Source organism: Collinsella sp. AF33-16, from assembly GCF_003475325.1.
Lineage (GTDB): Bacteria > Actinomycetota > Coriobacteriia > Coriobacteriales > Coriobacteriaceae > Collinsella.
This window is the reverse complement of sequence record NZ_QRQC01000012.1, coordinates 49,037-63,818: the sequence shown is the minus strand read 5'-3', so window position 1 is coordinate 63,818 and position 14,782 is coordinate 49,037. Positions and strand designations below refer to the sequence as shown.

At 61.0% G+C, this 14,782-nt stretch carries 16 protein-coding genes and 1 tRNA gene; 8 read left to right on the top strand and 9 right to left on the bottom strand.

Annotation, left to right across the window (positions count from 1 at the left end):
* Nucleotides 1-2 precede the first annotated feature (2 nt).
* Nucleotides 3-79, top strand: a tRNA-Pro gene (locus tag DWZ52_RS06045).
* A 606-nt stretch (nucleotides 80-685) separates the two neighbouring features.
* Here DWZ52_RS06045 and DWZ52_RS06040 read toward each other — a convergent pair.
* The 6 genes from DWZ52_RS06040 to DWZ52_RS06015 are packed head-to-tail and all read right to left on the bottom strand — an operon-like array spanning nucleotide 686 to nucleotide 5,521.
* On the bottom strand, nucleotides 686-2,083 hold the full coding sequence (locus tag DWZ52_RS06040; RefSeq protein WP_118385125.1) for a sensor histidine kinase KdpD: 1,398 nt from the start codon (nucleotides 2,081-2,083) through the stop codon (nucleotides 686-688).
* Nucleotides 2,084-2,109: 26 nt separating this feature from the next.
* Nucleotides 2,110-2,772: a response regulator transcription factor gene (locus tag DWZ52_RS06035; RefSeq protein ID WP_118385124.1), complete on the bottom strand. Its 663-nt coding sequence runs from the start codon at nucleotides 2,770-2,772 to the stop codon at nucleotides 2,110-2,112.
* 44 nt (nucleotides 2,773-2,816) lie between these two features.
* A complete protein-coding gene (locus DWZ52_RS06030; RefSeq protein ID WP_147352145.1) occupies nucleotides 2,817-3,194 on the bottom strand; it encodes a hypothetical protein in 378 nt (125 codons plus the stop codon).
* A 16-nt stretch (nucleotides 3,195-3,210) separates the two neighbouring features.
* Complete coding sequence (locus DWZ52_RS06025; protein WP_233547275.1) at nucleotides 3,211-4,020, bottom strand: lantibiotic ABC transporter permease; 810 nt, start codon at nucleotides 4,018-4,020, stop codon at nucleotides 3,211-3,213.
* A gap of 5 nt (nucleotides 4,021-4,025) precedes the next feature.
* On the bottom strand, nucleotides 4,026-4,796 hold the full coding sequence (locus DWZ52_RS06020; RefSeq protein WP_118385121.1) for a hypothetical protein: 771 nt from the start codon (nucleotides 4,794-4,796) through the stop codon (nucleotides 4,026-4,028).
* Nucleotides 4,793-5,521 (bottom strand): lantibiotic protection ABC transporter ATP-binding protein, encoded by a 729-nt coding sequence (locus DWZ52_RS06015; RefSeq protein WP_118385120.1) that lies wholly within the window; start codon nucleotides 5,519-5,521, stop codon nucleotides 4,793-4,795. The genes DWZ52_RS06020 and DWZ52_RS06015 overlap by 4 nt, the downstream gene beginning before the upstream one ends.
* Before the next feature lie 396 nt (nucleotides 5,522-5,917).
* Here DWZ52_RS06015 and DWZ52_RS06010 point away from each other — a divergent pair, with 396 nt between their 5' ends.
* The 6 genes from DWZ52_RS06010 (at nucleotide 5,918) to DWZ52_RS05985 (ending at nucleotide 10,751) form a co-directional block, all read left to right on the top strand.
* The gene (locus tag DWZ52_RS06010; protein WP_089573364.1) at nucleotides 5,918-6,622 is read left to right on the top strand and encodes a CDP-alcohol phosphatidyltransferase family protein; all 705 of its coding nucleotides are present in this window, start codon (nucleotides 5,918-5,920) and stop codon (nucleotides 6,620-6,622) included.
* Nucleotides 6,623-6,688: 66 nt separating this feature from the next.
* Nucleotides 6,689-7,123, top strand: coding sequence for an FHA domain-containing protein (locus DWZ52_RS06005; protein WP_006236002.1), 435 nt, complete (start codon nucleotides 6,689-6,691; stop codon nucleotides 7,121-7,123).
* Nucleotides 7,124-7,126: 3 nt separating this feature from the next.
* On the top strand, nucleotides 7,127-8,005 hold the full coding sequence (locus tag DWZ52_RS06000; RefSeq protein ID WP_055250118.1) for a MerR family transcriptional regulator: 879 nt from the start codon (nucleotides 7,127-7,129) through the stop codon (nucleotides 8,003-8,005).
* 40 nt (nucleotides 8,006-8,045) lie between these two features.
* Nucleotides 8,046-8,576, top strand: a complete 531-nt coding sequence (locus DWZ52_RS05995; protein WP_118385119.1) for an adenine phosphoribosyltransferase — start codon at nucleotides 8,046-8,048, stop codon at nucleotides 8,574-8,576.
* 32 nt (nucleotides 8,577-8,608) lie between these two features.
* The gene (locus DWZ52_RS10260; RefSeq protein WP_117639852.1) at nucleotides 8,609-9,706 is read left to right on the top strand and encodes an NlpC/P60 family protein; all 1,098 of its coding nucleotides are present in this window, start codon (nucleotides 8,609-8,611) and stop codon (nucleotides 9,704-9,706) included.
* Between the two features lie 178 nt (nucleotides 9,707-9,884).
* Entirely contained in the window at nucleotides 9,885-10,751 is an 867-nt protein-coding gene (locus tag DWZ52_RS05985; RefSeq protein WP_118385118.1) for a DegV family protein, read from the top strand.
* 73 nt (nucleotides 10,752-10,824) lie between these two features.
* Here DWZ52_RS05985 and DWZ52_RS05980 read toward each other — a convergent pair whose 3' ends face one another.
* Together DWZ52_RS05980 and DWZ52_RS05975 are read right to left on the bottom strand one after the other, a co-directional pair.
* Nucleotides 10,825-11,436, bottom strand: a complete 612-nt coding sequence (locus tag DWZ52_RS05980) for a DUF1836 domain-containing protein (protein WP_199579161.1) — start codon at nucleotides 11,434-11,436, stop codon at nucleotides 10,825-10,827.
* 156 nt (nucleotides 11,437-11,592) lie between these two features.
* Nucleotides 11,593-12,528: an NAD(P)/FAD-dependent oxidoreductase gene (locus DWZ52_RS05975; RefSeq protein ID WP_118064899.1), complete on the bottom strand. Its 936-nt coding sequence runs from the start codon at nucleotides 12,526-12,528 to the stop codon at nucleotides 11,593-11,595.
* Nucleotides 12,529-12,646: 118 nt separating this feature from the next.
* Between DWZ52_RS05975 and DWZ52_RS05970 the strand changes: the two genes are divergently transcribed.
* Nucleotides 12,647-13,948, top strand: a complete 1,302-nt coding sequence (locus DWZ52_RS05970) for a glycosyltransferase (protein WP_118385117.1) — start codon at nucleotides 12,647-12,649, stop codon at nucleotides 13,946-13,948.
* Nucleotides 13,949-14,338: 390 nt separating this feature from the next.
* Here the strand turns inward: DWZ52_RS05970 and dut are convergent, their stop codons facing one another.
* Complete coding sequence (dut, locus tag DWZ52_RS05965) at nucleotides 14,339-14,782, bottom strand: dUTP diphosphatase (protein ID WP_055250109.1); 444 nt, start codon at nucleotides 14,780-14,782, stop codon at nucleotides 14,339-14,341.

Sequence of the window (14,782 nt, the reverse complement as noted above, 5' to 3'; positions counted from 1 at the left end):
TTCGGGACGTGGCGCAGCTTGGTAGCGCACTTGACTGGGGGTCAAGGGGTCGCTGGTTCGAATCCAGTCGTCCCGACCAGAAGTTTGCAGGTCAGGCACCTAGTACCTGACCTTTTTCGTTTTAAGCAATTGCTTATTTTTCAGTAAGCAACAGGGTGCCAAAAATCTACCTGCGCGATAATCGCCTTTTGCGGCTACTTGCGCGTTTTGCACACGCTTGAGCCGATTTATTAACGCGATATGAATCTACATACGCGTAGCTGGTATGCAGCCGAGTACGGGCTGTATTTATCGCGGCGATTAACACAGATATAGCGACTGAAACGGACAAGCGTGTCGCTGTATTTATTCCAGCAGTTCGCTTGATCGGTGGACAAGTGGGCTGTTGCAACGAAACGCCAAGCAGGATGGGCTCTATACGAGGACGCCGCAGGGTAATGGCGGGGGAGTGCGGCGGGCGCTCTGAGAGCCGCTGTGTGACCCCATGTCTCCTTAACTCGATAATTTGTGTTTCAAGCCACGAATCGGTCGAGCAATTGCCAAAAGAACGGCCCATGCAGGATTGCACGAGCCTTACATCAGATCAAATTTGAGCTAGAAGCACCAAGCGGGGCAGACGCAACACCATCTCGTCGCGGCCTCGACGAGCGACATATCGCAGTCGAGGTAGACATCGAGGAAGTCGTCAGATCCCGCACAGGGGGACCGCGATGGTGACCACCGCGCCGCCCGAGGGGCTGTTGGCGAGCGAGACGGAGCCCCCGTGGGCGCTCGCGGCCTCGGAGGCGACGTGGAGGCCGAGCCCGTAGTGGCGGCCTCCGTCGCGCGAGGAGCGGGACGAGTCGTCTGTGAAGAGGCGCTCGCAGCCGCGTTCGAGGGCGGCGGGAGAAAAGCCCGGTCCGTCGTCGGCCACCTCGATGACGAGGTGTCCGCCCGCGACGTCGCAGGAGACCGCCACGCGCGAACGCGCGTGCTCGGCGGCGTTGGCCACGAGGTTCGCGGCGGCTCGCGCCAGGGCGGTTCGGTCGAGCGGGGCCTCGGGCGCGCCCGCGACAGCGGGGCCCGTGGCCGCGTCGAGCGTCACGCCTCGCGCCCGGGCGATCTGGGCAGCCTCGGCGAGGACCTGTTCGCAGAGCTCGGCCGGCCGCTTGGGGGCCCTCTCCGCCCCGCCGGACCCGCGCGAGGCCTCGATGAGCAGGCGCACGTAGCCGTCGAGCCTTTCGACACCGCCGGCTATGTCGCGCGCGGCGGCCGCGAGGTCGGCGTCTTTCTCGTCTTCCAGCTCCTCCGCCACGAAGTCGGCGTTGGCGCGCAGCACGGTGAGCGGCGTCTTGAGGTCGTGGGCGAGCGACGCCATCTGCTCACGCTGTCCCCGCTCCGCGGCCCAGCGGGCCTCGAGCGACTCGGCGAGGGAGGCCCGCATGGCGTCCATCGCGGCGAGGACGTCGTTCACCTCACGCACGTTGGTGCTGCCGACCGCGAAGTCGAGCTCCCCCGCGCCGACGCGCCCCGCCGCCTCCGCGAGCGGCGCCATCTTGCGCGAGATCACGCGGCTCGCACGGCGCGCCACGAGCGCGAGCGCGAGCGCGCTTCCCACAGCGGCGCCGACGAGCATGAGGTTCTGCGGGTTGGGAAGCAGGCTGGCGAGATCGCGCGAGACCCACTGCGGCAGGTACTCGCTGACGAGTGCGCAGGCCCCGCCGCCCTTGAGCGGGAACGCAGCGTAGGTGAGGCCCGAGCCCCCGCCCTCGATCTCCACTGTGCCCGGATCCGCGGCGAGTGCCGTACTGGCCATTTCCGTCGCATCCTCGAGCCGCGTACCCTCGAGGTCTGTCATCATCACGTTTCCGTCCTTGTTCAGGATGAGGTAGCGGTAGGCCGTCGGCACGTCCTGCTGCCCGCAGACGCTGTCGCGTGCCAGGCCCTCCGCGACATCGCGCGCATTGGCCGGCCCCCAGCTTGCCTCGTAGACAAAGCCCGCATTGATCGCCACGGAGAGCACCATGAACGAGGCAAGCCACGCCGTGGCGACCGCCGCGAACGCGTAGGCGAAGTAGCGCGCGATGACGAAGGAGAGCGGCATGCCCCCGCGACCTCGCGCCCCGATCCTCAGAGCTGCCACTTGTACCCCATCCCCCAGACGGTCGCGATCGGATCGGCGCCGGCCTCGGAGAGTTTCCTCCGGGCGCGGCTGACCTGCATGGATATGGCCGCATCGTCGGCGTCGCTCTCCCAGCCGAGCACCGCCTCGCGTATCTGCGCGCGGCTCATGACCTGCCCGGGGTAACGAGCGAGGTACTCGCAGATGGCGTACTCGGTGGGCGTGAGCGGCGCGGCCTCGCCACCCACGGCGAGGTCGCGCGCCCCGAGGTCGATCCGCACCTCCCCGAAGGAGAGGGCGTGCGAGCGCGGCCGGCGCTCACGGCGTAGATGGGCCGCGACCTTGGCGCGCAGTTCCGCGGCCCCGAAGGGCTTGCGGACGTAGTCGTCGGCGCCCAGGCCGTAGGCGGCCACGGCATCCTCCTCGGCCACGCGCGCGGTCAGGAAGACGATGGGCCCGTCGAAGTCCGGGCGGATCTGCCGCACAAGCTCAAAGCCGTCAAGCCCCGGCATCATAACGTCGCAGAGCACGAGGTCGAAGCGCGAGAGGTCCATCCCCGGGACCGCCGTCGGGTCCGCCGCCCTGACGACCTCATGGCCGTCGCGGCCGAGGACGCGCGCGAGCGCGTCGAGGATCGCCCGTTCATCATCCACTGCCAGTATCCTCGCCATGTTGACCTCCTGAAACTCTCGTCGGAATTGTACTAGCGCCGCACTCAGCGGTCCAGAGCCCTGCGCGCAGCCGCGGGTGCCTGGGCCGCGTCGCACGCGCGGTAGCGCACGCCTGAGCCGCCGCGCGCCTCGATCCCGAGCCAGCCCTCGCCGTCCGACTCCCGCCCGAAGAAGATGAGCTGGAGCTCTCGGACATTGCCCCTGTCGTCCGCCGCGTCCACCAGGTAGACATAGTTTGTCCCCGCCCCGGTGGCGTCGGCGTAGGAGCTCGCGTGGCTGCCGGGCTCGGGCGCGGGCGCCCACATGGCGATCTCAGGGTTGGGCAGCACGCGGTCTGCGATCGAGCGCAGCGCCGACCCCCAGCCGGCGTCGAGCAGGGCATTCCCGCCCAGAAGGAGCGCTGCGGAGAGGAGGGCGAGCATGGCGGCGAGCGGCCTCCTACGCATCTGCCCTCCCGTCCTCGAAGCGGCAGAACCAGGCGAGAAGGACGGCGTCGGCTGCCAGGGTGAGCACGAGGCCAGCGAGCGCAGTCGTGAGGAGTGGGCCCGCCGCGCGTACGGCGTCGATGAAGGCCTCAACCCCGAGCGACCCCAGGCGCGCGGGCCAGGCGAGCGGCACCCAGCTCAGGGGCGTCGCCAGGGCACCGGTGAGCTCGCCGGTCATGAGACCGTGCGCAAGTCCGCCCACCGAGAAGAACGCGAGGAGCATCCCCGCCGCGCCGGCGCCGATGACGGCGTTGCGGCCGAGGCGCAGGGCCACGCCGAGCCCCAGCGCGTAGAGGGGCAGGCTGCCCAGCACGATACCCGCCCATGCGGCCGCAAGCGGAGCGGGCCCGAGCGGCAGGCGCCCGGCAACGGCGAGCACGGCCCCGAACACGCCGAGCGCCACGGCCAGCGCGGCGGCGCCGAGCGCCGCAAGGGCGAACAGCTTCGCCGCGATGGCGCGCCAGCGCGAGGGGACCGCCGTGAGGTTGGCGAGACGCCCGGCAGCGCGCTCCTCGTCCACGGCGAGCCCGCAGACGATGGCGGACATGAGCGGCATGAGGGCGCCGAGAAACTGGACGTAGGCGTCCGCGCTCAACGCCGGGTCCCATCGGGCTACGGAGAAGTACTCGCCGCAGGCAAGACCGGCTGCCAGGCCGCAGACGAGGTGCACCGCCGAGAGCGGGGAGCGCGCCAGGCGCAGGGCCTCGGAGAGCAGGGCCCGCGGGAGAGTCATGTGCGGCGTCGGGTCGGAAAGTCGTGTCATGGCCATCACCTCTCCTCGGAGCGCGCAAACCAGGCCGCGCCCGCCGCCGTGAGCGCGGCGAACGCGAGCGCGCAGGCCGCAAGGCCCGCCAGCGTGAGCATGCCATCCGCCGCGAGCGCCCCGCCGAGCGCCATGTCCGCCGCGAGTGGCTCGCCGCTCGGCAGCACGGGGATGAAGCTCGTGGGGATGACCATGCTCGCCGACGGCGGAAAAAGCTGCGGCAGCGGCATCAGCGACCAGGCGAACCCACCCACGAGCTGCGCGACGAGCGGGCAGAAGATGCCCGCGAGCATGCCGAGCCGCGCCGTGAGAAAGAGCCCTGCGGGGATCATCCACGCCGCGGTCACCGTGTTGACGAGCGCGCAGAGGAGCATCGTGAGCGTGCCCGCGGCCGTGAGGCCCTGCGAGGAGAACGCCGATCCCGCGAGGTAGATGCCGAAGACCACGAGATTCGAGAGCATGCAGAGCGCGAGGCACCAGAGCGCCTTGGCCCACCAGGCGCGCCCGAGCGGGAAGCCCAGGCCCAGAAGCCCCCGCATCCGCGTGCGAGCGTCCGCCCGCGCGACGCACGCCACCACGAGCGAGAGAGACACGGGCAGGAATAGCGCGTACCAGTAGTTCCACGCGCTGAAGATCTGCACGCCCCGGTAGGGCATCGCGCCGAGCAGCGGCATCGGCAGCGCCATGAGCACGGCCAGGCGAACCGGTGCAGCGTGGCGCGACTTCAGGGCCTCGGCGCGCAGGCCCGCGAGCAGGCCGCCTTTCTCGCCCGTCATGCCGCCACCTCCCCGCACGCTCGTCGCCCTTCCCGGCAGAAGCTCATGAAGAGTTCCTCGAGGTCCTGCCCGGGACGAAGCGCATCCTCGTAGGCGAGGCGCCCCCCGCAGATGATGCCGATGGTGTCCGCCATCTGCTGCACCTCGGAGAGGATGTGGCTCGAGACGATCACCGTCGTACCCGCCGCCGCGAAGCCGCGGATCTGGTCGCGCAGCTCCTCGATGCCGATGGGGTCGAGGCCGTTGGTGGGCTCGTCGAGCACGAGCAGGCGTGGCCGGGCAATCAGCGCCAGCGCGAGCCCCAGGCGCTGCCGCATGCCCATCGAGAAGCGCCCGGCGCGCTTCTTCCCGGTGTCCGCGAGGTCCACGGCGGCGAGCACCTCATCTATGCGGCTCTCGGGAAGGCCCAGCAGCGTGGTGCGCACGCGCAGGTTCTCGCGCGCGGTGAGGTTGGGGTAGAGCGGCGCCTCCTCGATGAGGCTGCCGATTGCGTAGAGGTCCTCGCGGCGCCAGGCGTGCCCGGCAAAGAGGATCTCCCCGGCCGTCGGCCGCAGCATCCCGCAGATCATCTTGAGCGTTGTCGACTTGCCGGCGCCGTTGGGACCGAGCAGCCCGTACACCTCGCCCTCGCGGATATGAAGGCTCACATCGGCCACGGCGTCCTGCGCCTGGTCGCCGCGGCCGAAGCGCTTGGTGAGCCCACGCGTCTCGAGCATGTAACCCATGGGTTTATCCTTTCTCTTCCGGGAGCGCGGGCCGAGTCACCGTGCCCGCGCGCCTTACCTTTCGGGTTCACCATCCATGGTGGGGCGCGTTTCTAACGAAGCCGTAACGGCCGTTGGGCTCTTTTGGCGCCAACCCTTCTCGACCCGCACATCATGATTAATTTGCTTAAGGCAACAACTTTCCCGATCGATGTCATCACCGAATCAAAACGTGTACATCACCCTCCAAAACCGACATTTTTCGGCATGTTTGGAGGCTGATGAACACGAATGTGAAATCCACCGCCGCCCAAAAGCGCCTTCCTCATGTCTGGACTCTCTATGCTTACGCTGGATAGACATCGCCGGAACGGGTATAGTATCGAAAGTTTTGTCGTTAACCAGCGGGGGAGTCCTGTGGGCATCAAAAAGAAGATCAAAAAGGAGCTTATCGGCACTTCCGATTACCCGTCGAATAAGATCTTTACGATCTCCAATTTCATCACCTTTACGCGCCTGATCCTCACCCTGGTATTTCTGTACCTGTTTGTGACGGATAACAACCGCGTCATCGCCATCGTTATCTACGCCGTTGCCGCCTCTACCGACTGGATGGACGGTCAGATCGCCCGCATGACCAAGACGGTCTCGTGGCTCGGCAAGGTCATGGATCCCATCTGCGACCGTGCGCTGCTGTTCACCGGCGTACTTGGGCTGGTGGTCCGCGGAGAGCTGCCCATCTGGGTCTGCGTGCTCATTATTGGCCGCGACATCTATCTGGGCATCGGCACGCTTATCGTTCGTCATTATCACCGTCGCCCCATCGATGTCGTCTTTCCCGGAAAGATTGCCACTGCACTGCTCATGACCGGCTTCTCGCTCATGCTGCTCGGGTTCCCCGTTATTGACGGCCTGCATCTTTTACCTTCAACCCTTACGGCCTTCCCGGGCCTCAACGGAAGCTCGGTGCCCCTCGGCATCTTCTTTGTGTACGGCGGCGTGATCTTCTCCATGCTCACGGCTGTCATCTATTCTATTAAGGGCGGAGTGGCCATTAAACAGGCTCTCGCGCATCCCGAGGACGAGGACATCGACTTTCTGAACCCTGAAATCGAAGACTGATTCGTTGGGGTATGATTACGTACGGTTCATTATTTGCGGCACGTCCGCGATAAGTTAGGGGTTGTCATGGACAACATGGTTAACAATATGCCTCAGAATGATAAGACTGCTGACGCTACCTGCGTATTCCGCGTGCCTTCAAGCGACGTCACCGTTCCCGACCTCATGGCCAACGTGCGCATCACCGCACCCGTTCTGTCCATCGTCAAGGGTCCGCAGACTGGTGCCGCCTTTGAGCTCGAGGACGACGTGACCACCATCGGCCGCGATCCTGCGAACGGCATCTTCCTCAATGACATGACCGTTTCGCGTAGCCACGCGCGCATTATTCGCGAGGGCCTCGGCGCTCGCATTGAGGACCTGGGCTCGCTCAATGGCACCTGGGTCGACGGCGCCATTGTCAACGCGGCCCCGCTGCACGATGGTTCTTCCGTCCAGATCGGTACGTTTACGCTCATCTACCACGAGAGCACGCCGGAGCGCATCGAAACCGGTGAGTAGGGCATGGCCGAACGCAACTATCTGAGTATCGGCCAAGTCGTCAACCTTCTTCGAGGCGCATACCCCGATCTTTCGAACTCAAAAATTAGATTTCTAGAAGATGAGGGGCTCATTACCCCTCATCGTACGCCTAAGGGATACCGTCAGTACTCTAAGGAAGACGTTGATCGCCTGGAGGTCATCCTGCACTTGCAGAAGACCCGCTACATGCCGCTCAACGTGATTAAGCAGCGCTTGGAAAACGCCACGGACCTGTCAACGCTCGCTTACGAGGTGGGCTTGCTGTCCGATGTTCCGCTCAAGACGGAGCCCAAGGAGACTAAGCAAAAGCTGCATCCCATTGAGACCATTCCCGATATGCTGGGCGTCGAGATTTCGTTTATCCGCTCGCTCGCCGAGAACGACCTCATTCGCATCATCAAGAGTCCGCAGAATCGCGAGCTCGTCGATGGTCGCGATTTTCCAATCATCCGCTACTGCTCCGAGCTGTCACGCTTCCATATCGAGCCCCGCAACCTGCGTCAGTACGTGTCTTCCGCCAACCGCGAGTCCTCGATGTTTGAGCAGGTTCTCGTGAGCATGCTCGGTATGGATACCTCCGATGACGAGCGCGACGCCAAGCTCGAGCGTGCGTTTAAGAAGCTTCACGACCTGACCGAGGGTGTGCACACTGCGCTGCTCAAGAACCGCGTTTTTGAGTCGCTCAACGCCGTGGTCGAGGACGCCGACATCGATGCACTCGATGAGGAAATCGCTCGCTCCGAGTCCACCAAGGCCAAAAACGAAGAAACTGCCGCGCCGGCTTCGCACGAGGATTCTCTCGTAAAGCCGCTCAAGGTCGTCGCCCCTTCGCAATCCGGCACCGTCACCGCGGGCAAATAACCGCTGCTGATATTTCGGCAACCCATTGAAAGGTCATGCAATGTACGACTTCGAATCTCATATCGTCGACATCCCCGACTATCCCGAGCCCGGAGTCTTCTTTAAAGACATCACGCCGCTCTTTGGCAATCCCGAGGCGCTCAAAGCCATGACCGATACCCTCGCCGAGCACTTTGCCGACATGGGAATCACCAAGGTCGTGGGTCCCGAGGCTCGCGGCTTTATGGTTGGCGTACCGGTGGCTGTAGCCCTTGGCGCCGGCTTTGTTCCCGCACGTAAACCGGGCAAGCTGCCGCGCGAGACCGTAAGCCAGAGCTACGAGCTCGAGTACGGCACCGATTCAGTTGAGATCCATGCCGACGCTATCAGCTCTAAAGATACCGTGTTGATTCTGGACGACTTGGTCGCGACGGGCGGAACCGTCGAGGCAACAGGTAAACTGGTGCGAGATATGGGCGCAAAGCTTATCGGTTACGGTTGTATACTTGAGCTTGCGTTTCTCAACCCGCGCGAGAAGCTCACGCCGTCTGATGACGATGTGGAGCTCTTTAGCCTGGTGACGGTAGACTAGCCGTTACCCTTAGTTACTGGAAAGGAAGCTACATGCGCACAGCAAACAAGCACAAAAACATGGCACGCTGCGCTGCTACGGCAACCCTCGCTTGTGTTTTGGGCTTGGGCCTCGCGGCTCCTGCCTACGCCGATACCGCATCCGACCTTGCCGCTGCTCGTACGAAACTCGAGCAGATCGGCACCCAAACCCAGCAGATTTACGATGAGCTTGCCACGCAGACGCAGGCGCTCGATCAGACTGCCGGCGAGATCACGCAAAAGCAGCAGGAGATCGCCGATGGTCAGGCCAAGCTCTCGACCTATGTCGCCGGCGAGTACAAAACCGGCGGTCTGAGCCTGCTTCAGGTTTTGACGGGTGTCGATGATCTGAGCGATATGCTCAACCGCCTGTTCTACTACGGCAAGGTGTCCGACAAGCAGGCCAAGACCATCCAAGAGGTAAAGGAGCTTAAGCAGCAGCTCACCGATAAGCAGGCCGAGCAGGAGAAGAACGTCGCCACCACGCAAAAGAAGGTCGACGAGCTTAACGCCCAGCAGGCTGAAGCCCAGAACGTCGTAAATTCCCTGGATTCGCAGCTGCAGGCCGAGCTTGCCGCCGAGGCCGAGGCCAATGCCGCGCTGCAGGCCGGCATCAACGCCAGCACCGCCGAGAAGGCCACGGTGAGCAACGACACCGCCGGTACGACCGAGAACACCAACAATGGAGGCGGCGACACGCCTGCACCCACGCCCGCTCCTGCTCCTACGCCGCAGCCCGCTCCCGCTCCGGCTCCGGCCCCTTCGGCGCCGAGCCAGTCCGTTGACGGCGGCTCCGTTGTTTCGCGTGCCTACAGCAAGCTTGGTTGCGCTTATTCCTGGGGCGGTATTGGACCGAACAGCTTCGACTGCTCCGGCTTTGTGAGCTACTGCCTCACGGGTCGTTACTGCCGTCTGGGTACCACTGGTGACTTTATGGGCTGGACTCGTGTGTCTGATCCACAGCCCGGCGACGTCGTAGTTAACTCTTATCACACCGGCATCTACATCGGTAACGGCCAGATGATCCATGCTTCCGACTACAGCACGGGCGTTATCATCAGCTCCGTCGCAGCCGGTATGAACAACAACTACATCTTCGTACGCTACTAATTTATTACTACAGCGAACGAACATGGGCCTCGCGATCTTGAGTCACGAGGCCCATTCTTTTTGCCCCTACCGTTTGCCATAAAATCAGGATGGCTATCTAGTATTCAAAACTAGATAGCCATCCAATCAATCAAAAAGATGGCTATAATTGTTGAGGAACAAATAGAAAGGACCCTCAATGAGCTGGGCGCTTATCTCCGATTCGAGCTGCAATCTTCGCGATTGGCAGCCAACCGCACCTCATACCACCTTTGCATTTGCACCCCTTAAGATCCGAGTGGGGGAGCGTGAGTTTGTCGATGACCTCACGCTCGACGTTCACGAGCTCAATTGCGCCGTGCAGGCGGAGTCGAGCGCTTCTTCGAGCGCTTGTCCCAGCGTAGGGGAGTGGGCCGAGCTCTTCAAATTGGCAGACAAGACCATCTGCATGCCGATCTCTGAGGGCGTGTCGGGCAGCTACAACGCGGCAGCCACGGCTCGCGATATGGTTCTTGCCGAGGAGCCCGACCGACAGATTCATCTAGTCAATTCACGCGCAGCTGGCGGCAAAATGGACCTCATTTTCTTGCTGTTCGACCGCTATCTTGCAAGCAATCCGGATGTCTCATTCGAGGACGCTTGCGCATACTTCGATAGCCTTGAGCAGAACAGCAAAATCCTCTTCAGTTTGTGCAATTACGAAAACCTCGCCAAAGCTGGACGTATCCCTAAGGCAGCCGGCGTCATTGCCAACAAGCTCAATATCCGCATTTTGGGCACGGCGAGCGAGGCCGGTAAAATCGAACTCGTCGGTCACACGCGTGGCGAAAAGAAGATGCTCAACAAGATCATCGATACCATGGAAGCCGAGGGTTTTACGGGCGGCGAGGTCGTCATCGACCATGTGGAAAATGAGACAGGCGCCCAGGCACTTGCCAACCGCATTGTGGAGCGCTGGTCAGGCTCCAAGACTATCATCATGCCCTGTAACGGGCTAGATTCATACTATGCCGAAATGCATGGGCTCATTATCGGCTACGGCATGGGCGTGGCTTCGGGCCAATAAAGTCCAACCAAGCAAAAATACGGGCGGGACAAAGTGACAGCTGGCTCTTTGTCCCGCCCGTTTTATACGTCGGCTAGCTATTAAACCCATTAAACTTTAGATAGCTCATCAGGTACGCTTTCGAAACGAAGGATGAAACCGCACTGCGCACAAGCAGCGACTCACGCGTTACCTGATGCGCCGTATCGGGAACCGGCGTCTGCTCGACGGAAAACGCCGAACGAATCGATGCCTCGAGCTGATCGACCACATAATCGAAGGCCGTCGGGGCATCGTAGCTCAAACGCTGAATGTTAAAGAGTGCCTGCACCGCAGCAATAGGTAAGACCTGCTTAAAGAGGCAGATAGCGATCAGGCGGGCAATCTGCTCGCGGCCATATTGCTTTTTGACCGGAGCAGGCACCAGGCCGACCTTCACGTAGTTATTGATCATCGATGGCGTAATGACAGGGTGCTCAACGCAAATGGACAGCGGCTCCATCCACAGCGCAACATACTCAATGACCTGGTCGCGGTAGAGCGTCACATTGGGCAACTGGTCATAGCGCGGCAGACTCAACGTATTGAGTTTACGCACGATATCGGACTGAATAAATGCATCGGGCAGCACTGTGGGCTGAATATCCTCGGGCTTAATGCTGACCGACGAATCGGACATCGGAATAACGTATTTAGCGTGGTTCATAAGAGGCCTCCGTTCGTTTTCTATATTGTATTCTAGGTTATCTAGTTTTGCATACCACATAGCCGCCAAGAAAATTGGCGGGACAGTGCACTGATGCATCGTCCCGCCATTTAGTAAATTGATAACAACCTTACATAAGATATATTATCGTACTTATCAACGGAGAAACGCGTATGCGCTCGTTGCTGCTATGGCTCCGTCCGAAACAGCGGTCACAACCTGGCGTAAACGTTTGGAACGGATATCGCCAGCGGCAAATAGACCTGGCGTGCGGGTCGCCATGGATTCATCAGTCAGAATGCCGCCATCAGGCGCCAGATCGACTAGATGCTCAACAAGCTCGGTATGGGGCTGCGTTCCGGTAAAGACAAAGATGCCAAACGAGCCGGGCTCAAATGACTCGGTATGAGTCTCGCCGGATGCATTGTCCTTAAAGGTAATCGTCGTTGGCATGGCTTCGCCCGATAGCTCCACAATACTAGTTTGGTACCTAACTGTAATATTGTCCTTTGCGAGTACTTTCTGAACAACACCATCGGGCGCACGGAACTGGTCGCGGCGCAGCACGATGGTCACACTGTTGGCAATGTCGGACAGGAACAGAGCCTCTTCGCATGCCGAATTGCCACCACCGATTACAAAAACCTGCTTGCCGCGGAAAAACATGCCGTCACATGTCGCGCAATATGAAACGCCACGACCGCGATACGTATCCTCGCCTGCGAAACCTGCCGGACGCGGCGTGGCACCCATGCAAGCGATAACGCTCGAGGCCAGCGTATCGCCCATATCGTGATGCACCGTAAACAACGCTGCATCGGCATCGTAATCGATACCCGTAACCATGCTCCATGTAACCTGTGCTCCCAGGCCCTCTGCATGCTGCTGAAAACGCTCGCCGAGTTCGGCGCCACTCAGGAGCGGGAAACCCGGATAGTTCTCGACCTCATTGGTTGTGGCGATCTGCCCTCCCGACATGCCCTGCTCAATCACGGTCGTCGTCAGGTTGGCACGCGCAGCATAAATGGCGGCAGCATAGCCCGCGGGGCCGCCACCGATAATCGCAACATCGATCGGCTTATCGGTAGTCATGAAGCGTCCTTTCGTCGAAACGTTGTCGTTCTTTGCGCTCATACCCAAATTTACGTGAACGTGACACTCATGCACTACAATGATAAATCCGTATTACAAAGCTGAAGGGGTGTTATCGATGGACCAGGCGCTGACGAGTGACGACGCTCCCCTGCTCACGCACAGCACTCCCCAATCGGAGCAAACCACGCTCCTGGCTCAACAAAAACCTCTCGTGACCATCGTGCACGCCTCCGTTGGCTCGGGCCACAAGGCCGCCGCAAATGCGATTGCGCAGGCATTCGACCTCATCCGCGGCACCAATGGCATCCCCGAGGATATTAAGATTGAAGTGCTCGATATCCTTGATTTTGGACGTATTAAATTCGACGGCAATAAGACCGCGGCTTCTTTTACGGGAGCCACACGCCCCATTTACGACCTGACCTGGCGATATACGCTTACGGGACATCTTCTCTGGGGTGGCGGAACGGCATGGTCGCGAATTATGTTCCCCGCCTTCAACGAATATATTCGTAGCCGCAGGCCCATAGCCGTGGTTGCAACGCACATCACGGCAGCCAATGTTGCCGTGGGCGCCCGCGTAATTACGGGTATCGATTATCCGGTCATCTGCGTACCGACCGACTACGAAGTCGAGGGATGGTGGCCCCACAAGGACACCGATTTATTCTGTGTTGCCAACGAATTTATGGCCGAAACGCTGCGTCCGCGCAAGGTGCTCGAAACAAAGATTCGCATTACCGGCATTCCCATTCGCGCCGGATTCGACACGGATTACGATCGCGAGGAAGAGCTAGCTAAGTTCAACCTCCCCACCGACAAGACCGTCGTGCTGGTAATGGCCGGTGCCAGCTTGCCTCAACCGTACGTTCGCTTTCGCGCGGAGATGGACCGCACCCTCCCCTTCCTACGCAGCTTCGAAGACATGCACTTTGTCTTTTTGCCGGGCAAGGATAAGGAATACGCCGCCCGTCTCAAGACGCTCTTCGATGCCATGAAGCTCGAAAATGTCACGGTTCTTGACTATGTCGACGATATGGCGGCCCTTATGCACGGCTGCGACCTGGCAATTCTCAAATCGGGCGGACTCACCGTCACCGAGTGCCTATGCGCACATCTGCCGATGATCCTGCTGGGCAAATCATACGGCCAGGAAAAGGCCAACACCACGATGCTCACCGGCATGGGCGCCAGCATGCATGTCACCACCGCACGAGAACTCATCGTTACCCTACGTCACTTGCACGACCATCCCGAATCACTCAAAGCCCTACTCATCAACGGCGAAGTACTACGCCGCCCCCACGCAGCCGAAGACATAGCCATCGCAACCATGGAGCTCGTAGGCAAACCCCAAAAGCGCAAAAGAGCCTTCTGCCGCTTCTACTGGGGCGGAAAACCCGCGCATATCCGCTAGGCGATAGTCCGCTGCTCGGCGGGAGCCGCCCATATATCATTCCATGCTCAAACATTCTCGCTGCGCTGCGAAACTGCGCGTGGAACGATATATGGGCGGCTCCCGCCGAGCAGCTACGTTTACGTACTAGCAGCCATACCGGATCCCCACCATTAAAATCTGCAAAGGCGAAACCGAAAAATATAAATACAGTAAGTCGATGCGACAAAGGAGGCGTCCCTTCATAGCATCGACTTACTAGAAAAGTAAATATTGTTTCAAGCGAGTAGCCGCCCGCCCGGGGCTTACCTATATCGTTCCACGCGCAGTTTCGCAGCGAGCGAAGCGACGCGAGAATGTTTGAGCATGGAATGATATAGGTAAGCCCCGGGCGGGAGGGATACGGGCGCCCTAGGCGATGCCGCTGGAGCCGAAGCCTCCTTTGCCTCGGTCGGTTTTGTCTAGTTCTTCTACTTCTACGAGGTTGACCGTGGGGACTTCTTGGATGACGAGCTGGGCGATGCGGTCGCCTTTGTTGATTTGGATGTCGTTGGTGGGATCCAGGTTGATAAGGATAACCTTGAGTTCTCCTCGGTAGTGGGCGTCAATGAGGCCCGGCGTGTTGACTATAGACAGGCCCTGCTTGATGGCCAAGCCGCTGCGGGGCTGGACGAAGCCGGCGTAGCCGTCGGGCAGGGCGATGGCCAGCCCAGTAGAGACCAGACGGCGTTCGAAGGGCTTCAGGACGCAGTCCTCGTTGGAGCGCAAATCCAAGCCGGCATCGGTGGGATGGGCGTATTTGGGAAGCTCGACGGTGGGATCGAGACGCTTTATGTTGACGGTAATGTTGGGCAT